This window comes from Variovorax sp. YR634 (assembly GCF_900106655.1).
Taxonomy (GTDB): Bacteria; Pseudomonadota; Gammaproteobacteria; order Burkholderiales; family Burkholderiaceae_C; genus Variovorax.
This window is the reverse complement of sequence record NZ_FNOL01000004.1, coordinates 358,364-375,822: the sequence shown is the minus strand read 5'-3', so window position 1 is coordinate 375,822 and position 17,459 is coordinate 358,364. Positions and strand designations below refer to the sequence as shown.

At 67.9% G+C, this 17,459-nt stretch carries 19 protein-coding genes; 11 read left to right on the top strand and 8 right to left on the bottom strand.

The genetic code is table 11. The features are described from left to right. The first annotated feature begins 58 nt into the window (after nucleotides 1-58). From BLV60_RS10710 to BLV60_RS10700, 3 genes are read left to right on the top strand one after another with little or no spacing between them, the layout of a single operon-like run. Nucleotides 59-955, top strand: coding sequence for a LysR family transcriptional regulator (locus BLV60_RS10710; protein ID WP_093054139.1), 897 nt, complete (start codon nucleotides 59-61; stop codon nucleotides 953-955). A 27-nt stretch (nucleotides 956-982) separates the two neighbouring features. Continuing rightward, nucleotides 983-1,477 (top strand): nuclear transport factor 2 family protein, encoded by a 495-nt coding sequence (locus BLV60_RS10705; RefSeq protein ID WP_093054137.1) that lies wholly within the window; start codon nucleotides 983-985, stop codon nucleotides 1,475-1,477. Beyond that, complete coding sequence (locus tag BLV60_RS10700) at nucleotides 1,474-1,791, top strand: GNAT family N-acetyltransferase (protein ID WP_093054135.1); 318 nt, start codon at nucleotides 1,474-1,476, stop codon at nucleotides 1,789-1,791. Before BLV60_RS10705 ends, BLV60_RS10700 begins: the two co-directional genes overlap by 4 nt. Here the strand turns inward: BLV60_RS10700 and BLV60_RS10695 are convergent. Further along, the gene (locus BLV60_RS10695; RefSeq protein WP_093054134.1) at nucleotides 1,781-2,968 is read right to left on the bottom strand and encodes an MFS transporter; all 1,188 of its coding nucleotides are present in this window, start codon (nucleotides 2,966-2,968) and stop codon (nucleotides 1,781-1,783) included. The genes BLV60_RS10700 and BLV60_RS10695 overlap by 11 nt on opposite strands. 52 nt (nucleotides 2,969-3,020) lie before the next feature. Further along, a complete protein-coding gene (locus BLV60_RS10690) occupies nucleotides 3,021-3,815 on the bottom strand; it encodes a YecA/YgfB family protein (protein WP_093054132.1) in 795 nt (264 codons plus the stop codon). Nucleotides 3,816-3,870: 55 nt separating this feature from the next. On the opposite strand from BLV60_RS10690, the gene BLV60_RS10685 reads away from it, so the two are divergent. Together BLV60_RS10685 and BLV60_RS10680 are read left to right on the top strand one after the other, a co-directional pair. Next, entirely contained in the window at nucleotides 3,871-5,568 is a 1,698-nt protein-coding gene (locus tag BLV60_RS10685) for an FMN-binding glutamate synthase family protein (RefSeq protein WP_093054130.1), read from the top strand. Nucleotides 5,569-5,632: 64 nt separating this feature from the next. Further along, nucleotides 5,633-6,544 (top strand): BUD32 family EKC/KEOPS complex subunit, encoded by a 912-nt coding sequence (locus BLV60_RS10680; protein ID WP_093054128.1) that lies wholly within the window; start codon nucleotides 5,633-5,635, stop codon nucleotides 6,542-6,544. Between the two features lie 18 nt (nucleotides 6,545-6,562). On the opposite strand, the gene BLV60_RS10675 is transcribed toward BLV60_RS10680, so the two are convergent. The 3 genes from BLV60_RS10675 to BLV60_RS10665 form a co-directional block, all read right to left on the bottom strand. Next, nucleotides 6,563-6,808: a hypothetical protein gene (locus BLV60_RS10675; protein ID WP_093054125.1), complete on the bottom strand. Its 246-nt coding sequence runs from the start codon at nucleotides 6,806-6,808 to the stop codon at nucleotides 6,563-6,565. Continuing rightward, on the bottom strand, nucleotides 6,805-7,287 hold the full coding sequence (locus BLV60_RS10670) for a type VI secretion system amidase effector protein Tae4 (protein ID WP_093054123.1): 483 nt from the start codon (nucleotides 7,285-7,287) through the stop codon (nucleotides 6,805-6,807). Before BLV60_RS10670 ends, BLV60_RS10675 begins: the two co-directional genes overlap by 4 nt. A 179-nt stretch (nucleotides 7,288-7,466) precedes the next feature. Then, complete coding sequence (locus BLV60_RS10665) at nucleotides 7,467-7,898, bottom strand: putative toxin-antitoxin system toxin component, PIN family (protein ID WP_093054121.1); 432 nt, start codon at nucleotides 7,896-7,898, stop codon at nucleotides 7,467-7,469. 129 nt (nucleotides 7,899-8,027) lie between these two features. Between BLV60_RS10665 and BLV60_RS10660 the strand changes: the two genes are divergently transcribed. Then, the gene (locus tag BLV60_RS10660) at nucleotides 8,028-8,495 is read left to right on the top strand and encodes a surface-adhesin E family protein (RefSeq protein WP_093054119.1); all 468 of its coding nucleotides are present in this window, start codon (nucleotides 8,028-8,030) and stop codon (nucleotides 8,493-8,495) included. Here BLV60_RS10660 and BLV60_RS10655 read toward each other — a convergent pair. Further along, nucleotides 8,481-9,719, bottom strand: a complete 1,239-nt coding sequence (locus tag BLV60_RS10655) for a THUMP domain-containing class I SAM-dependent RNA methyltransferase (RefSeq protein ID WP_093054117.1) — start codon at nucleotides 9,717-9,719, stop codon at nucleotides 8,481-8,483. The two genes, BLV60_RS10660 and BLV60_RS10655, sit on opposite strands and share 15 nt — an antisense overlap. Before the next feature lie 82 nt (nucleotides 9,720-9,801). On the opposite strand from BLV60_RS10655, the gene BLV60_RS10650 reads away from it, so the two are divergent. The 5 genes from BLV60_RS10650 to BLV60_RS10630 all read left to right on the top strand — a co-directional run bounded on the left by BLV60_RS10650 (nucleotide 9,802) and on the right by BLV60_RS10630 (nucleotide 14,228). After that, nucleotides 9,802-11,592, top strand: a complete 1,791-nt coding sequence (locus BLV60_RS10650; RefSeq protein WP_093054115.1) for an ATP-binding response regulator — start codon at nucleotides 9,802-9,804, stop codon at nucleotides 11,590-11,592. A gap of 87 nt (nucleotides 11,593-11,679) precedes the next feature. Then, nucleotides 11,680-12,264, top strand: a complete 585-nt coding sequence (locus BLV60_RS10645) for a cytochrome b (RefSeq protein ID WP_093054113.1) — start codon at nucleotides 11,680-11,682, stop codon at nucleotides 12,262-12,264. Next, complete coding sequence (locus BLV60_RS10640; RefSeq protein ID WP_093054278.1) at nucleotides 12,264-12,851, top strand: YceI family protein; 588 nt, start codon at nucleotides 12,264-12,266, stop codon at nucleotides 12,849-12,851. The genes BLV60_RS10645 and BLV60_RS10640 overlap by 1 nt, the downstream gene beginning before the upstream one ends. A 65-nt stretch (nucleotides 12,852-12,916) precedes the next feature. Then, complete coding sequence (locus tag BLV60_RS10635) at nucleotides 12,917-13,561, top strand: YceI family protein (RefSeq protein ID WP_093054276.1); 645 nt, start codon at nucleotides 12,917-12,919, stop codon at nucleotides 13,559-13,561. 19 nt (nucleotides 13,562-13,580) lie between these two features. Then, nucleotides 13,581-14,228, top strand: coding sequence for a LysE family translocator (locus BLV60_RS10630; RefSeq protein ID WP_093054111.1), 648 nt, complete (start codon nucleotides 13,581-13,583; stop codon nucleotides 14,226-14,228). Nucleotides 14,229-14,235: 7 nt separating this feature from the next. On the opposite strand, the gene BLV60_RS10625 is transcribed toward BLV60_RS10630, so the two are convergent. Together BLV60_RS10625 and rpoN are read right to left on the bottom strand one after the other, a co-directional pair. Further along, nucleotides 14,236-15,843 carry a phospholipase D family protein gene (locus tag BLV60_RS10625; RefSeq protein WP_093054109.1) on the bottom strand — a complete coding sequence of 536 codons (1,608 nt, stop codon included), beginning with the start codon at nucleotides 15,841-15,843 and terminating at the stop codon, nucleotides 14,236-14,238. 10 nt (nucleotides 15,844-15,853) lie between these two features. Next, a complete protein-coding gene (gene rpoN, locus BLV60_RS10620) occupies nucleotides 15,854-17,455 on the bottom strand; it encodes an RNA polymerase factor sigma-54 (RefSeq protein WP_093054107.1) in 1,602 nt (533 codons plus the stop codon). Nucleotides 17,456-17,459: the final 4 nt, after the last annotated feature.

Below are 17,459 nucleotides of genomic sequence, written 5' to 3'. Positions count from 1 at the left end.
GCGCCCGCAGTTCACAATGCGTCAAGCTTCGATAACTGCTATTCAAAACTGAATACCGATGAGACCCGACAAGGAACTGGGCTTCGACTGGCGGCTGGTGCGCGCGTTTCTGGCTGCGCTCGACCATGGCAGCCTGCTGGGAGCGGCGCGCGCCGTGGGCGCGAGCCAGCCGACGCTGGGCCGCCACATCGCCGAACTCGAAGCGCAGCTGGGCGTGGTGCTGTTCGAGCGCACCGGCCGGGGCCTGCGGCCGACCGAAATGGCCACGCGGCTCGCCCAGGCCGCGCGCGCCATGGAAAGCGGCGCGCTCGCGCTGTCGCGCAGCGTGTCGGGCGCCAACACCGCGCTGGCCGGCACGGTGCGCATCTCGGCGAGCCAGGCCACGGCGCGGCACCTGTTGCCGGCGCTGCTGGCCCAGATGCGGCGCGAGCTGCCCGAGATACAGGTCGAGCTGGTGGCAACCAACGAAGTCAGCAACCTGCTGCGGCGCGAGGCCGACATCGCGCTGCGGATGAGCCCGCCCGAGACCGGCTCGGTGATCGCCCGGCGCGTGGGCCGGTTCGCGCTCGGCACCTTCGCCCAGCGTGACTACCTGCGCCGCCGCGGCACGCCGCGCCAGATCACCGACCTGCTCAAACACGACCTGCTGGGCTACGACCGCGACGACAGCATCCTGCGCAGCTCCGCCCAGCTCGGCGCGCCCCTGAAGCGCGAGGACTTCTGCTTTCGCACCGACGACGTCAGCGTGTACTGGGAGGCGCTGCGCCAGGGCATGGGCATCGGCTTCGTGAGCGAGTCATTGGCCCACACCGACGGCGAAGTGGTGCGCGTGCTGCCTTCGATCAAGCTGCCGGTGCTGCCCGTGTGGCTGGCGGTGCACCGCGAGGTGCGCACCGACCGGCGCATCCGCTCGGTCTATGATTTCCTCGCCCGCACCATTCCCCAGGTGCTGTGACTCCCCGCCAACCAACCCGAAGGCCTCATGACCGCAGCCACCAATGCCCAGACCATCGAGCGCTTCTACAGCGCGTTCGCCAAGCTAGACGCCGCCACCATGGAAGCCTGCTACGCAAGCGACGCGGTGTTCGACGACGAAGCGTTTTCGCTGCGTGGGCGGCGCGAAGTGGGCGGCATGTGGCGCATGCTGGCCACGGCCACGAAAGCCAAGGGCGCCGACGTGTGGCGCCTGACCTGGCGCGACGTGAAGGCCGACGACAGTACCGGCAGCGCCCACTGGGACGCGCACTACCGCTTCAGCGCCACTGGCCGCCTCGTCGACAACAGCATCGACGCGCGCTTCACCTTCACGCCCGAGGGGCTGATCGCGACGCACCGCGACAGCTTTCCGTTCTGGACCTGGTCGCGCCAGGCGCTCGGCACGCCGGGCCTGCTGCTCGGCTGGACACCCATGCTGCGCAACAAGGTGCGCGCCACCGCCGCAGCCAACCTCGCCACTTTTCTTGCACGCCAGCCATGAGCAACAACACCGCCCTCACCTTTTCCAACAACGAAGCCCAGCACCGCTACGAGGCCACGCTGGATGCCAAGCTCGCGGCCTATGCCGAGTACAACCTGCTGACCGACGCGATCATGTTCACGCACACCGAGGTGCTGCCGGAACACGAGGGCAAGGGCGTGGGCTCGGGCATCGCGAGGCACGTGCTCGACGAGGCGCGCGCCAAGGGGCTGCATGTGATTCCGGTGTGCCAGTTCATCGCGGGCTATATCCGCAAGCATCGCGAGTACGCCGACCTGGTGCGGCCGGACATTCAGCGCGCCTTCAAGATCTGACGGAATCGGCCTTCGGCGCGGGCAGCCACGCGAAGGCCGCGATGCCTAGCACCAGCAGCGCGGCGATGGTGGCCAGTACGGCCGTCAGCGGGTCGCCGCCATGCGCCGACGCCACCGAAGCGGCGACGCCCGTGCCCCACTGCATGAGCGCCACGCCAAGGAACATCGCCATCGTGAACACGGCCATCGCGCGGCCGGTGAGCGTGGCCGGATAGGCGCCGCGCACGTCGGCGTATTGCCAGACGATGAAGCCCGAGAGCACGCCGATCAGCACCATGCCGGCGATGTCGAGCCAGGCCGAGTGCAACACCGCGATGAGCGCGAAGAGCCCCGCATAGCCGAGCGCGCAGATCACGATCCAGCGGCGGCGCCCGGCGCCGTCGCGGTCGAGCCGGCCGAAGAGCGGCGCGCCGAACAGCGAGATCACCGACACCGCCAGCGCGACGTTGCCGCTCTGCACCAGCGAATAGCCGTGGCGCTCCATCATCAGCGGGCCGAGCCACAGGCCGCGCAGCGAGATGAAGGCGGCGTAGGTGACCGCCCCCAGCACCATGATGCCCAGCGTGTGCGGCATGGCGAACAGCGCGCCGAACTGGCGGATCGCCTCGGGGATCGACTCCTTGACCTGCGGCACGGCCGAGGCCGGCTCGTGCACCCAGTACCAGATTGCGAGCCATGCCAGCGCGGCCGCCACGGCCAGCACCAGGAAGCCCGCGCGCCATGAATAGGCCTGCACCAGCCACGCCAGCGGTGTGCCGGTGGCCAGCATGCCGAGGCCGCCGACGGCCAGCACCATGCCCGACACGGTGGCGAAGCGCGCCGCCGGAAAGTGCCGCGCGATGAACACCGTGCACACCAGGAAGGCTGGCGCGCAACCCACGCCGATCAGCGCCTGGCCCGCCACCAGCACGAGGTAGCTGGACGACACCGCCGACAGCAGCGCACCCGCGATGGCGACAGGAAAGGCCACCAGCACCGTGCGACGCACGCCGTGCAGGTCGATGCCGATGCCCATGAACAGCTGCATGGCGCCGAACGCAAAGTGAAAAGCCCCCGAGAAGATCCCGAGGGCCTGGGCGGAAAGATGAAAGTCGGCCTGCAGCGGGCTCGCCATGATGGCGCCGACCGTGCGGAAAGCCTGGCTCAGCGCGACCCCGGCGCACAGCGCCAGGACCATCACCCAGGCCGCGCGCGGCGTCAGGGGTGCGCTGCCAGTGCCACTGCCGGCGCTAGGTGGCACCGTGGCACTTCTTGTATTTTTTTCCGCTGCCGCAGGGGCACGGGTCGTTGCGGCCGGGAGCAGCTTCCTTGCGGATGGTCTCGGCCTTCGGGCCCAGGCTCTTCCAGAGCTGGCGCAGGTCGTACACGGCCCAGATGGCGGCACCGAAATCGTCCAGCCGCTGCTGGCTCACGCTGGGCGGGGCATCGTCGCTGTACATCGACAGCGTGGGCTTGGCGTTGTCGTCCTCGGTGAGGGCAACGATGTTGTCGAGTGCGTCGTCGAGCATGCGCGCAGCATCTTTGTCGCGCGGCGTGGCCCAGTCTTCGGGCCAGTTCTCGACCGCGTACATGAAGCCCAGCGCCCAGACCTGCGCGAATGAGGGAATCGCTTCGCCGGCCACTTCGGCACGTTCTTCCTCGGGCAGCGAGGCGATGGCGCCGCGGGTGTCGAGCACCTCGGGTTGCCAGCTGCGTTCGTCGTCGAGGGTTTCGACGGGGGCATCGAGGCCCTCTTCGATCTCGACCCAGCGGCGCTTCCAGTTCCAGACGAACTCCATGTGCTGCGCGGACGAGAAGCTGTCGCCCAGCAGCACGGGCCAGTATTCGGACGGCATGATGGGCCGGCGGGTGCAGATCAGCGCGGCCATGAAGCCCTCGCAGAACTCCCATTGGGGGATTTCCTCGTCGTGCTCGCGCATGGCGTCGAGCGCCTGGTCGAGTGCGTCGAAATCGTCGGGGCCGAGGGGGGACTGGGCTGCGGAGGTGGCCTCTGGGGGCGAAATGGGGTCGGGAATGGTCGTCATGGCAAGTTCGGGGCAGCCCTCTATGATGCAGCAGGCTCCGGTCGAGACTATTTCTATGCCCACGATTATTCCGTTTCCGACGCGCTACAGCGCCTTCGCCCTGTGCGTGGTCGGTCTGGTGGCCTGCCTCGCGTTCGTGCTGGTGTCGCCGCACCTGTGGCTGTCCTGGATCGGCGTGGCAGTCTTTGCGGTACTTACAGGTACCGGCGTGCACGACCTGCGGCAGGCCCGCCACGCCATCCTGCGCAACTACCCGGTCATCGGCCATTTGCGCTTTCTGCTGGAGTTCATCCGGCCAGAAATGCGGCAGTACTTCATCGAGAGCGACTCGGAAGCCGCACCCTTCTCGCGCGCCCAGCGCTCGCTGGTGTACCAGCGCGCCAAGGGCGACCCCGACAACCGGCCCTTCGGCACGCAGCTGAACGTGACCATCGCGGGCTACGAGTGGATCAACCACTCGATGCAGCCGACGAAGCTCGAGAACCACGATTTCCGCATCGTGATCGGCGGCACGCCGCAGCCGGTGGGCGCCAACCCGGCGCAGGTCTGCACGCAGCCCTACAGCGCGAGCGTATTCAACATCTCGGCCATGAGCTTCGGCGCGCTGTCGGCCAACGCCATCCTCGCGCTCAACAAGGGCGCGAAGATGGGCGGCTTTGCGCACGACACCGGCGAGGGCTCGATCTCGCAGCATCACCGGGTGCACGGCGGCGACCTGATCTGGGAAATCGGCTCGGGCTACTTCGGCTGCCGCAACGACGACGGCACCTTCAACGAAGAACGCTTCACCGCCAACGCACGCGACCCGCAGGTGAAGATGATCGAGATCAAGCTGAGCCAGGGCGCCAAGCCCGGGCACGGCGGCGTGCTGCCAGCCCCCAAGGTCACGCCCGAGATCGCGGCGGCGCGCGGCGTGCCGGTGGGTGTGGACTGCATCTCGCCCTCGTCGCACAGCGCGTTTTCCACGCCGACCGAGATGATGCATTTCGTCGCGAAGCTGCGCGAACTGTCGGGCGGCAAGCCGACCGGCTTCAAGTTCTGCCTGGGCCATCCGTGGGAATGGTTCGGCATCGTCAAGGCGATGCAGGCCACCGGCATCACGCCCGACTTCATCGTGGTCGACGGTGCCGAGGGCGGCACCGGCGCGGCGCCTGTCGAGTTCAGCGACCACGTGGGCGCGCCGCTGCAGGAAGGCCTGCTGCTGGTGCACAACACGCTGATCGGCGTGAACCTGCGCCACCGCATCAAGATCGGCTGCGCCGCCAAGGTGATCACCGCCTTCGACGTGGCCCGCATGATGGCGCTGGGCGCCGACTGGTGCAACGCCGCGCGCGGCTTCATGATGGCGCTGGGCTGCATCCAGGCGCAGAGCTGCCACACCGGCCATTGCCCCACGGGCGTGACCACGCAGGACCCGCTGCGCCAGCAGGCGCTGGTGGTGCCCACCAAGGCCGACCGCGTGCGCAACTTCCACCGCAGCACGCTGCATGCGCTGCAGGAGCTGGTGCAGGCCGCGGGCCTCGACCATCCGCAGCAGATCACCGCGCACCACATCGTGCGCCGCATTTCCGACACCGAAGTGCGCCTGTTGAGCAACCTGGTGATGCAGGTGCAGCCGGGCGCCCTGCTCGGCCCGCTCGACGAGCAGCACAATGTTTTCCGTACCTACTGGCCGCTGGCCAGTGCTGAGAGTTTCCAGCCCGTCACACAGGGCCCGCAAGGGCTTGTGACGGGCTTTGCAATGGCCGCATGAGTGCAGCGCCGGGCCGCCCCAAGCAAGCTCGTACCGCAGCACGGAGTGCGGAGGTATCGACCTGATGAATCCTTTGAGACGAGGCGCCAACGCGCGCCTGCAAACGCGCAAGGGCGCAGCTTCGGCGCCCGCGCCCCTCGACGCGCTTTCCCCGAACCCGCCAGCGCCCAGCGACTACGCGGAGTTCCTGCGCACCACCCTGCCCCAGCAGAAGAAGAACGTGGCCAGCCACCGCTTCGGCAGCGAACGCGTGTGGCTCAAGAAGGCCGGCCCCCGGCATGGCAAGTGGGGCTACCGCGTGATGGCGGCGGTCGCCCGCATGGCGCGGCTGGACATCATCAAGCCGGTGCCCAACCCGGGCGGCGAAGCGGCCATCGCCACCGAGGCGCGTCGGCTGAAACAGCTCGCGGCCGCCGGCCTGCGCGTGCCGGTGGTGCTGGCACAACAGGCCGATGGCCTGCTGATCTCCGACCTGGGTGAAAGCGGCCGCGCGACGGTCGTGCTGCAGGAGCGGCTCGACCAGGCCGCCGCAGCGGGCCCCGCGGCGCTGCTGGCTGTTTGGCGCGAGGGCCTGACAGCAATCGCCGCCGTGCACGTGCGCGGCCAGCACCTGAGCCAGGCCTTCGACCGCAACCTCGTGCAGTGCCCCGACGGCGTGATCGGCTACATCGATTTCGAGGATGACCCGGCCGAGGTCATGACACTGGCCGAATGCCAGGCGCGCGACTGGCTGAGCTACCTGCACTCGACGGCCATGATGCTGGAAGCCGCCGCGCCGCAGGCTGCCGGGCAGCACTGGCATGCGGCGCTGTCCGGTGTGAACGAAGAGGTGCGCGAGCGCATCGCGAACGCAGCGCGGCGCATGAAGTGGGCGCAGAAGCTGCCGGCGAGCCGGCGGTGGGGGCGCGATACGCAGCGGGTGCGGGCGGTGGCGCGGCTGCTGGGGCGGTGGTATCTGGCGCCTCTCCCGAATTAGCGACAGTCGTTGCGCGAGTTATTGGCGATCGAGTCGCTTCTGCCGCCATTTGCGGAATGCCCAGTCGCCTAACCAACCACCCACGATGGCGCAAATTGCCTGCACCGCAAGGGCGATTACAAAGGCTTGAGTTAGATCGCTCTCGCTTTGCGCTTTGTTCATTTCGTACCACTGGCCAATGGGCACGAGCACGCACTTTGCCACAACAAAACTGAGCGCCAGCCCCCCCAGCACAATGCAGATGAGGCGAAGTAGGATTTTCATGAAACCTGCCAAAACCAAATAGCTTGCGCCAGACGCATGTCAGTGATGATCCCCTCCCAAGAGAGATGCCACTGCACACGGAAATATGACATGAGTTCTGTCATCCGCGACCCATTCCAGAGGTCGATGTGGTCACCTTGTCTCCCCTCGCCCCAGTAGTTCTGGATGAACACGATTCCAGTGCGCTTGGCGATTTTGTCGAATCCTTCTTTGCCGGTGTACTTTTCGGTGCGCGACATAAGACCCGAGGTTCCCGAATCCAGCCAGTTCGCCAACTCCTGCGCACGAATCGGGTACTTCGGCCTGTCTTTCTGCCAGGAATAGACACCTCGGAAGTTGTCGAGGCTCATGCTCGAACGAATAAAGGCAGCGCCTACGTTGATCGCGCATTGGTCCTTGTAGGTATCTTTGTCCAGCAGGTCATCGTCGCCCTTGATATTGGGGTGATTCGACCAAAGAGTCGCAAAAGATGGTTGCATGGTTTCCAGTCATAGCAAAGGCTGAAGGGGTGGCGTCGGTGCCGCAAAAAAAGCAAGGGACTGCAATGCCTATTCGCCGCAACCATCCTCGCCTTGCTGAAAAATCTAACAGCGTCCTGACAAGGATCGATGACTAAAAGGTTGTCAATTGATACCCGACACCCGAACCATTGAGGCAGCTAGGCCGCGAACGTCGCCTGCACCGCCACCCCACGCAGCGCCAGCCTCTTCTTCATCGACAGCACCGCCCGATCCTTGCTCAGCAGCAGCGCCCGATGCGCCACAGCCAGGTCGATGAACACCTGGTCATCAGGATCGCTGCACACGCAAGGTGCGCGCGGCGGAATGCCCTCGACCATCTGCACCCGCGCGTCGAAATCTGCCAGCACCGCCGGCACCTGCAGTTCGCGCTGCGCCATGCGCCTTGCAATCAGCGGATAGCCCAGCACGCGTTCGAGCTCCATGCGCATGGCGGCCGTAACCAGCCAGCGCAGTTCTCCCGCGGCCAGCCGCGCAGTCAGCGGCTCCCAGGCCGGATCTTCGAAGACCAGCAGGTCGAGCGCGATGTTGGTGTCGATGACGACGGGGGCGGAGGATTCTGTCAACGTCATGGAATGTGCGGGGGATATCGCCGATGTTGCACCATGCGAGTGCCGGCGTCAGGCCCGAGTCGGTTCGGCCGACGACAATGCTCCCGGGCGCTTGCGCGCCCTGCCTCATCACAGCATCCGCCCTCTTTCATGAAACGTTTCCCGCTGCTCTGCCTCGTCCTGCTCGCCTCCGTGGGTGTCCGGGCCGAGTGGTTCACGCTGTCGGGCACGCCCGGCGACGCCACCAGCGGCTATGTGCAGGTCGAGCCGACCAGCGTCGAGGTGGACGGCTCGAACCGCCTCGTGAGCCTGCGCATGAGCCTGCCGGAAGACCGCACGGGCCGCGACGGCATCAGGTTCCGCTCCTTCCAGGCCCGGGCCAAGGTCGATTGCGAGGCCCGCAGCGCGCGCTACGTGAGCGCTACCTACTTCGGCCATCCGGATTTCGTCGGCGAGCCGGTCGCGGTAAGGCATTTCGAGGAGAGCGACGTGCGCACCGTGACCCTGGCCGGCGCGCGCGACCTCGTCACGCGAACGATCAACGCGGCCTGTGCCGTTCGCCCCAAGGAAGCCAAAGAACAGCAGCCGAAGCCCGAAGGCGAGCTACTTCCGCGCTGAGCCCGCGACCATGTCGAAGCGGAACAGGCGGCATTCGATAGGGCCGTTCCACATCGGCACGCGGCGCGATTCCTTCAGGCGCATCTGCTTGGGCAACTTGAGGTCGGGCGTGAGCACCCAGGCGGTCCAGCCGGCGTAATTCTTCTTCCAGTGGGTGGCGAGCTGCGGGAAGAATTCGCCGCCATCACCCCCTTCGCCTGCTTCGGTCTGCGCCGATTCGCGCGCACCCGAGCGCCCCGTGCCGGCCACGCCGCCCACCTCGATGCGCTCGCCGTACGGCGGGTTGAGCATGATCACGCCGCCCTCGGCCGGCGGCATGCGCTGCAGCGCGTCGCCGCCGCGGAACTCGATGGCCTGCGCCACACCGGCGCGCTCGGCGTTGCGTTCGGCAAAGTCGACCATGCGGTGCGACACGTCAGAGCCGAAGATCGCCACGCCGCCCTCGCGCACGGTCGTCTCGGCCTCCTGCCTGATGGCGGTCCACACGTGCGCCTGGAACGGCAGCAGCTTCTCGAAGCCGAAGCGCCGCAGCGACCCGGCCGCGATGCCGCGCGCGATCTGCGCCGCCTCGATGGCAATGGTGCCGCTGCCGCAGCAGGGGTCGTACAGCGGCTGGGCCGACACTTCGCCCGTTTCGGGATTCCACCAGCCGCTGGCGGCCAGCATGGCGGCGGCCAGGGTTTCCTTCAGCGGGGCGTCGCCCTTGTCCTGGCGCCAGCCGCGCTTGAACAGCGGCTCGCCCGAGGTGTCGATGTAAAGCGTGCAGGTGTCGGTGGTCAGGTGGGCGAACACGCGGCAGTCGGGCCACTGGGTCTCGATGCTCGGGCGCACGCCGTTGGCCTTGGCGCGGAAGCGGTCGGCAATGGCGTCCTTGATGCGCAGGGTGGCGAAATTCAGGCTCTGCAGCGGGCTGTGCTGGGCGGTGGTCTCGATCTTGAAGGTCTGCTTCGGGGTGAACCAGATCTCCCAGGCCACGCCGTTGGCGATGGCGTACAGGTCGTTCTCGCTGCGGTAGGGCGCGTGGGCCAGTTCGACCAGCACGCGCTGCGCGAGCCGGCAGTGCAGGTTGAGCTTCAAGGCGTCGCGCCAGTCGGCGCGCACGCGCACGCCGCCGCGCAGCGTGAGCAGGTCCTGGCCGACGCGGCCGGTCAGGGCGTGCACCTCCTGGGCGAGGAATTCCTCGACGCCGGCGGCGCAAGGCAGGAAAAAGGAGAGATCGTTCACGGAAATTAGGCCATCGGGGAACCCGACTAGGGGACTCCATTGTCGCCGCGTCACGCACCTTCTCTATATAGTCGATTCGCCGATGACCCCCACCCCCGCATCACCGACCGCGCCGGCCGCCGCCAGCGACAGCAGCGACGACCGCTTCGCGATCCAGTGCGAGGTGCTGCGGCTGTCGGTCCGGCCCATCGGTCCGGTGCTGCTGGTGCAGTACCTGCTGAACTGCGGCGTGGCGGCGCTCTTCGCCTGGCAGTACTCGCTGACGCGCGCGCTGGTCTGGATCGCACTGGTCACGGGGGTGACGGTAATGCGCGGCTTCTTCCCGCAGCGCCTGCCAGAGCCCTTCACGCCCGAAACGCTGCGCGAGGCGCAGCGCACGCACACGCTGCGCACGGCCATCTGGGAGCTGGCGCACGGGCTGGCCGGGGTGCTGCTGTTCAACCCCGCGAGCGCCGACCTGCAACTGCTGCTGGGCCTGATCCTGATGGGCATGACGCTGTCGTCGGCCTTCTCGGTGTCGTTCTACACGCCGGCCACGCAGCTCGCCATCACGCTGCTGCTGGCGCCGATCATCGTTACCGGCCTATGGATGGGCGCGCCGGTGATGATGGCCGTGGCGGTCATCGGCATCGGCCTGATCGCGATGATGTGGAAGCTGGTGGCCGAGCGCTCGCGCCAGCTCGAAGAGAACATCGGCCTGCGGCTCAACGAACGCACCCTGCGCGAACAGGCACTGGCCGGCCTGCGCGCCTCCGAGCATGCGCAGGCCGAGCGTCTGCGCTTCTTCTCGGCCGCCAACCACGACCTGCGCCAGCCGGTGATGGCCATCGGCCTGCAGGCCGAGGTGCTGCGCCAGCAGCTGAACAACGGCGCGGACATGGAGGCGGTGCAGCACACGGTGGGCTCGCTGGCGCGGGCGCAGCAGGCGCTGGAGGGGCTGACCAACCAGCTGCTGGAAATCGGCCGCATCGAGGCCGCGGTCGATCCGCTGCGCCCGGCGGCAGTGGCGCTGGCACCGCTGCTGCAGGAACTGGCCCGGCAGGCGGGCGACGGCCGGGTGCTGGTGCGCTGCCCGCGCGACGCAATCGCCTGGAGCGACACGGTGTCGCTGCGCCGCGTGCTCGCCAACCTGGTCGACAACGCCGTCAAGTTCACACCGCGCGGGCGCGTGCTGCTGGCGGTGCGGGCGCGGCGGCGAGGCGCCGGCAGGGCCTGGCGCGTGGAGGTGCGCGACAGCGGCATCGGCATCGCGGCCGACGCGCAGCAGCGCGTGTTCAACGACTTCGAGCAGATCGGCAACGTCGAGCGCAACCTGCAGCGCGGCCATGGGCTGGGCCTGGCGATCGTGCGGCGGCTGGCGGCGCAGCTCGGCATTGCGGTGTCGCTGCGCTCGGCGCCGGGGCGAGGGTCGGTGTTCAGCTTCGAACTGCCTGCCGCACCGGAAGGCGCGGTGGTGGCGACGCGCCCTGCTGCGGTGGCGCAGGACGACGGGGCCACGCTGCGCCCCGGGCTCGCCGTGCTGGTGGTGGAAGACAACACGGTGGTGGCCGACAGCCTCTCGGCCCTGCTGCTGCAATGGGAAGTGGAGCCGCGCGTCTATGCCAGCGCCGCCGAGGCGCTGGCGCTGGCCGACCTGCGCGCGCTCGACGCGGCGCTGTGCGACATCCGCTTGCCGGGCGCGCTTGACGGCATCGCACTGGCCGAAAAGCTGCAGCGGCAGAAGCCCTCGCTGGCGATCGCGCTGATTTCGGCCGACATCAACGAAGCCACCCAGCGGCTCGCCGCCGAGCGCGGCTGGCATGCGCTGCGCAAGCCGGTGCAGCCGGACGAACTGCGCGGCGTGCTGCTGAAGGCGCAGCAGCTGCGGGGCTGACCGAGGCCACCGGGCTGGCACGGCCCCTGCTGTGCTGTCATGGCTTCCGATATATGCTCCGCGCACAGGCCGCCAGCCCTGCCTTCGATGTCCACCGACACATCCCCCCCTCCCCTCGCCGCCGACCCGCGCTACGACCCGCTCGCGATCGCGCTGCACTGGCTGCTCGCGGCCCTGATCGTCGGCTCGTTCGGCGTCGGGCTCTACATGACAGGCCTGCCGTTCTCGCCGCTGCGGCTGAAGGTGTACAGCTGGCACAAATGGGCGGGCATCACGATCCTCGCGCTGTCGGCGCTGCGGCTGCTGTGGCGGCTGGGGCACCGTCCGCCGGCACTCCCGCCGGGCATGACGCGGCTGCAGCTGGCCAGCTACCGCATCAGCCACACGCTGATGTACCTGCTGTTCTTCGCGGTGCCGCTGTCCGGCTGGGCCTACAGCTCGGCCATGGGCATGCCGGTCGCGTGGTTCGGCGTGCTGCCGCTGCCCGACTTCGTGCCTGTCGACCACGACTTCGCCGAGGCGGTGCTGCAGCCGCTGCACCGCAACTGCGCCTTCGTGCTGGCGGGCGTCACGCTGCTGCACGTGGCTGCCGTGCTCAAGCACCACTGGATCGACCGCGACGGTCTTCTGAAACGCATGTGGCCCGGGCCACGCAAGGAATCTGCTCGATGATGAAGCGACTGTTTTTCCGCCTCTTGCCGCCGCTCGCGGCGCTGGCCTTCGCGACGGCGCTGCCGGCCGGCGCCGAGCCCGCGGCCGCGAAGCTCGTTGCCGACAAGAGCCAGATCGTGTTTGTCACCAAGCAGATGGGCGTGCCGGTGGAAGGCACGTTCAAGAAGTTCGACGCACACGTCGCCTTCGATCCGAAGAAGCCCGAGGGCGGCAGCGTCGCGCTGCAGATCGACACGGCCAGCGCAGGCTTCGGCGTTCCGATGAGCGATGCCGAGTTGCCCAAGCAGCCATGGTTCGACGCCGCGCATTTCCCGCAGGCAAGCTTCCAGTCGAGCGCCATCAAGGCGCTGGGCGACGGCAAGTTCGAGATGGCGGGCAAGCTCACCATCAAGGGCACGGCCAAGTACGTGACGGTGCCCGTCAGCATCGCGGCGGCCGGCGGCAACTACGCGGTGGCCACCGGAAGCTTTACGATCCAGCGGCTCGACTACAAGGTGGGCGACGGCGAATGGACCGACACCTCGATGGTCGGCAACGAGGTGCAGGTGCGCTTCAAGTTCACGCTTACAGGCCTCGGGCCGCTGTGAACGGCCGAATGGGCCTGCCCTCCCCTCACTCACTTTTCTCTTTCATGACCCACACAACCAACGCCATGAAAAAGCTCCTTCTCGCCGCGGCCCTGTCGGCCGCCGCGTTCACCGGCGCCACGGCACAGCAGCAACCACAAGGGCCCGAATACACCGCGCCGGCCGTGGCCGCCAAGCCCGCGGGCGGGCCGGTGAAAAACGCCAACTACGTGGTCGACCCGACGCACACCTTCGTGATGTACGAAATGGGCCACTACGGCACCACCACCAACCGGGGCCGCTTCAGCACCAAGGACGGCTCCGTGCAAATCGACGGTACCGGCGCTAGCGGCAAGGTCGACATCACGATGGACATCAGCTCCATCAACACCGGCGTCGACCTACTCAACCGCCATGTGCAGAGCAAGGACTTCTTCAACGTGGCCGAGTTTCCGACCGGCCGCTTCGTGGCCGACCGCATCGACTTCAGCGGCGGCAAGGTGGTCGACGTGCCCGGCACGCTCACGCTGATGGGCCAGACCAAGCCGGTGACGCTGAAGGCCGTGCGCTTCAACTGCTACCTGAGCCCGCTGATCAACCGCCAGGTGTGCGGCGGCGACTTCGAGACGACCGTGGAGCGCAGCGACTGGGGCATCACCTGGGGGCTGAACTTCGGCTTCGAGAACAAGGTGAAGCTGCTGGTGCAGGTCGAAGCGGTCAACGTGCAGTGACACCGGAGAAGGCAAGGCCATGATGGACACCACCCTTTCGCTGCTCGGCATCGCCGGCGCCATGACTGTGGGCGCGATGAGTCCCGGCCCCAGCTTCGTGATGGTGGCCCGCACCGCCGTGACCTCGCGCACCGACGGACTGGCCGCAGCGCTGGGCATGGGTGCCGGCGGGCTGATCTTCGCGATTGCCGCGCTGGCCGGGCTGCAGGCGGCGTTCCTGGCCGTGCCGGCGCTGTACGTGGCCATCAAGGGCCTGGGGGGCGCCTACCTCGTCTACCTGGGCTTTCGCATCTGGAGCGGCGCGCGGCAGCCGCTGGCCGTGGCGGCGCAGGAGACGGACGGGTCGCCGCGCCAGCAGGGCCGCAGCGGCCGCACCTTCCTGCTGGGCCTGGCCACGCAGGTCAGCAACCCGAAGACTGCCGTGGTCTACGCCAGCATCTTCGCGGCCTTCCTGCCGCGCGAGGTGCCGCTGGTGCTCGCACTGGCGGTGCCGGCGGTCATCTTCTGCATCGAGACGGGGTGGTACGCCATCGTGGCGCTGGCGCTTTCCTCGGCAGCGCCGCGCTCGGCCTACCTGCGCTACAAGGTCTGGATCGACCGGGCCGCCGGCGGCGTGATGGGGCTGCTGGGCCTGCGGCTGATCTGGTCGGCCGTGCGCGGCAACTGAGCCGACGCTACAACAGGCTCTCCGGCGTCAGCGGCGCCAGCAACTCGAGCATGGTCCGGTCCCAGAAGCCGGAGTCGGGCTCCTCGCTCAGCACGGTGAGCTTGCCGGCGTCGTCGCTGACCCATTCGATGCGCGACTCGTTGCTGCCCTCGGCAAAGCGCAGCCGGTAGGCGCCCTGCTGCTTGAGCACGTCGATGAGCTTCAGTGCCTGCTGCGCCATCTCGGGGCTGCGGATGAAGAGGCCGATCTCGGTGTTGTGCGTCTCCGAGCGCGGATCGAAATTCATCGAGCCGACGAAAAGAATGCGCCGGTCGATCACCGCCGACTTGGCGTGCAGCCTGCCCACCGAGGTGCCGAACAGGCCGAGCCGCACGCTGCGCCGGGTGCGCGTGGAGCTCAGTTCGTAGAGGTCGGCGCCGAGCTTGAGCATGTCGGGCCGGTAGCGGCGGTAGGCGGTGTGCACCAACGGCTCGTCGGTGGCGGCCAGCGAATTGGTGACGACGCTGATCTTCACGTTGCGGCCGCGGATCTCGCGCATCACCTCCAGCCCCGAGGCGCCCGGAATGAGGTAGGGCGAGACGATGGTCACCTCGGAGCGCGCACGGCGCATCTGCTCGACCACGTTGTAGCGCACGCTGTCGACGTCCAGCAGCGGCACGCCGCCGTATGAGGCGGTCTTGCCGATCACGCGCTCGGGCGAATCGGCGTAGGCCTCTGCGGTGGCCCAGATCAGTCCGAGCTTGCCGGTGTTCAGGTCTTCCGCCATCGGGCTGTAGCCAAGCAGGTCGTTGGGCGCGGGCGGCGGCGGTGGTGGCGTGGTGTCGGGGCCGGTGGCGACATCGAAGCGCTTCTGCAGCTCCTCGCGCGACAGGTCGCTGGCCACCACCGACTGGATCGGCCGCACGTAGATGCTGTTCCAGTACTGGTCGAACAGGCTGCCCAGCCGCGGGATCAGCGCGCCGGTGACGAAGGTGTCGAGGTCTAGAAAGTTCTCGCCCGCCGTGCGCCTGAAATACTGGTTGCCGATGTTGCGCCCGCCCGCCACCGCCATCGCGCCATCGGCGATGAACAGCTTGTTGTGCATGCGGCGGTTCACGCGGCTGAAGTCGAAGAGCGAGGCGCTGAAGCGCTTCAGCAGGCTGCCGCGCCCGGCCGGGAACGGGTTGAACAGGCGCAGCTCCACGTTGGGCGTGGCGGCCAGGCCGAGCAGCAGCTCGTCTTCGCCGGAGGTGTAGAGGTCGTCCATCAGGAGCCGCACGCGCACGCCGCGCTGAGCGGCGTCGCGCAGGGTGCGCATCAGGTAGCGGCCGGTTTCGTCGTTCTCGATCTGGTAGTACTGCACGTCGAGCGTGCGCTGCGCGCGACGGGCCAGCTGGATACGGGTGTCGAAGGCGAAGTCGCCGCCGGGCATGAGGCGAAAGCCGCTCAGGTCGGGGTCGGGCTGCGAGGCCAGCGCGATCTTGCCGAGCGCGGTGTCGGCTGACACGGCCATGGCCTTGGTGGGCGGGCGCGGCGCCTCGTCGGGCAATGTGGCGCAGCCTGCGAACAGCAAGACCGCCGCCATGACGAAAACCCAATGCCCACAACGCGAAAGCGACAGCAGGCGACGAGTCATCGGTGGCTTTCTACAGGGCCTTGCGAAGGTTGGCGGGCGCGATGCGCAGCGCCTCGCGGTACTTGGCCACGGTGCGGCGCGCGCACTCGATGCCCTGCTCTTTCAGCATCTCGGAGATCTGGCTGTCCGACAGCGGCTTCTTGATGCTCTCGGAGCTGACGAACTGCTTGATCAGCGCGCGCACCGCGGTGCTCGACGCATTGCCGCCGGTTTCGGTGCCCAGCGCCGAGCCGAAGAAGTACTTGAGCTCGACCGTGCCGAAGGGCGTGGCCATGTACTTGGCGGTGGTCACGCGCGAGATGGTCGATTCGTGCAGGCCCAGCTCGTCGGCGATCTCGCGCAGCACCAGCGGACGCATCGCGAGTTCGCCGTGCACGAAGTAGCTCTTCTGCCGCTCGACGATGGCGTTGCTCACGCGCAGGATGGTGTCGAAGCGCTGCTGGATGTTCTTGATGAACCAGCGCGCCTCCTGCAGCCGCTGCGACAGCGCCTGGCTGCCTTCGCCCTTGTGCGACTTGAGCGCGCCGGCATAGATGTCGTGCACGCGCAGGCGCGGCATCACCTCGGGGTTCAGCATGACGCGGAACTTCACGTTGGTGCCGCGGCCCGTCTTGGTGACGATCACGTCGGGAATGACGATGTTGCGCTCGACGTCTACAAAGCGCCGGCCCGGCTTGGGCTCGAGCCGCGCGATGATCTGCAGCGCCGAGCGCACCAGCTCCTCGTTGCTGCGGGTGAGCGTGGCCAGGCGCTTGAAGTCGCGGCGCGCGAGCAGCTCCATCGGCTGCTTGCAGATGGCGATGGCGATCTTGCGAACCAGCTCTTCCTCGTCGGTCTCGTCCTCGCGGGCCAGGGCGCGCAGCTGGATGCCCAGGCATTCGCCGAGGTCGCGCGCGCCGACGCCGGCCGGCTCCAGGCTCTGCAGCAGGCCGAGCGCCACCTGAAAGTGATGCACGAGGTCGTCGAACTGGTCGTTGTCGTCGCCGGCCAGGCCCGAGGCCAGTGCGGGCAGCGAGTCTTCCAGGTAGCCGTCGTCGTTGAGCGATTCGATGAGAAAGCGCAGCGCGGCGCTGTCGTTCTCGTTCAGGCGCAGGCTCAGGGCCTGGCGGTGCAGGAAGGACTGCAGCGACTCCTGGCTGCGCGCGAGTTCGGTGGCGTCGGCACGTTCGTCGTCGCCCAGGTTGTTCTGGCGCGCGGGCGCATCGCTGCCCCATTCGCTGTCGTCGGGCGCCATGTCGACGGTGCCGTCGCCTTCCCAGTCGGGCTCGCGCTCGGTGATTTCGGCAGCGGGGCCGTCGGTGTCGGCCGTGGTGGTTGTGCTGGTTTCGGTGGAAGCAGTGGACGCGCTGGCGGCGGGCGAAGCGAAGTCGCTTTCGCCGTCGCCGCTATCGCCGCCGTCGTCGCGCGGCACCGGCGCATCGGCCGTGTCGAGCCCGAATTCCTCACGCGCCGCTTCTTCCGCGGTGCGCTCGAGGAACGGGTTCTCGTCGAGCATCTGCTCCACCTCCTGGCTCAGTTCGAGCGTGGAGAGTTGAAGCAGCCTGATCGACTGCTGCAGCTGTGGCGTCAACGCCAGATGCTGCGAGACGCGAAGGGATAGCCCTTGCTTCATGGGA

Bases quoted from the DNA above. Each gene is read 5' to 3' on its own strand.
- BLV60_RS10710 (WP_093054139.1), top strand. From the start codon at position 59: ATGAGACCCGACAAGGAACTGGGCTTCGACTGGCGGCTGGTGCGCGCG.
- BLV60_RS10705 (WP_093054137.1), top strand. From the start codon at position 983: ATGACCGCAGCCACCAATGCCCAGACCATCGAGCGCTTCTACAGCGCG.
- BLV60_RS10700 (WP_093054135.1), top strand. From the start codon at position 1,474: ATGAGCAACAACACCGCCCTCACCTTTTCCAACAACGAAGCCCAGCAC.
- BLV60_RS10695 (WP_093054134.1), bottom strand. From the start codon at position 2,968: ATGGTCCTGGCGCTGTGCGCCGGGGTCGCGCTGAGCCAGGCTTTCCGC.
- BLV60_RS10690 (WP_093054132.1), bottom strand. From the start codon at position 3,815: ATGACGACCATTCCCGACCCCATTTCGCCCCCAGAGGCCACCTCCGCA.
- BLV60_RS10685 (WP_093054130.1), top strand. From the start codon at position 3,871: ATGCCCACGATTATTCCGTTTCCGACGCGCTACAGCGCCTTCGCCCTG.
- BLV60_RS10680 (WP_093054128.1), top strand. From the start codon at position 5,633: ATGAATCCTTTGAGACGAGGCGCCAACGCGCGCCTGCAAACGCGCAAG.
- BLV60_RS10675 (WP_093054125.1), bottom strand. From the start codon at position 6,808: ATGAAAATCCTACTTCGCCTCATCTGCATTGTGCTGGGGGGGCTGGCG.
- BLV60_RS10670 (WP_093054123.1), bottom strand. From the start codon at position 7,287: ATGCAACCATCTTTTGCGACTCTTTGGTCGAATCACCCCAATATCAAG.
- BLV60_RS10665 (WP_093054121.1), bottom strand. From the start codon at position 7,898: ATGACGTTGACAGAATCCTCCGCCCCCGTCGTCATCGACACCAACATC.
- BLV60_RS10660 (WP_093054119.1), top strand. From the start codon at position 8,028: ATGAAACGTTTCCCGCTGCTCTGCCTCGTCCTGCTCGCCTCCGTGGGT.
- BLV60_RS10650 (WP_093054115.1), top strand. From the start codon at position 9,802: ATGACCCCCACCCCCGCATCACCGACCGCGCCGGCCGCCGCCAGCGAC.
- BLV60_RS10645 (WP_093054113.1), top strand. From the start codon at position 11,680: ATGTCCACCGACACATCCCCCCCTCCCCTCGCCGCCGACCCGCGCTAC.
- BLV60_RS10640 (WP_093054278.1), top strand. From the start codon at position 12,264: ATGAAGCGACTGTTTTTCCGCCTCTTGCCGCCGCTCGCGGCGCTGGCC.
- BLV60_RS10635 (WP_093054276.1), top strand. From the start codon at position 12,917: ATGAAAAAGCTCCTTCTCGCCGCGGCCCTGTCGGCCGCCGCGTTCACC.
- BLV60_RS10630 (WP_093054111.1), top strand. From the start codon at position 13,581: ATGATGGACACCACCCTTTCGCTGCTCGGCATCGCCGGCGCCATGACT.
- BLV60_RS10625 (WP_093054109.1), bottom strand. From the start codon at position 15,843: ATGACTCGTCGCCTGCTGTCGCTTTCGCGTTGTGGGCATTGGGTTTTC.
- rpoN (WP_093054107.1), bottom strand. From the start codon at position 17,455: ATGAAGCAAGGGCTATCCCTTCGCGTCTCGCAGCATCTGGCGTTGACG.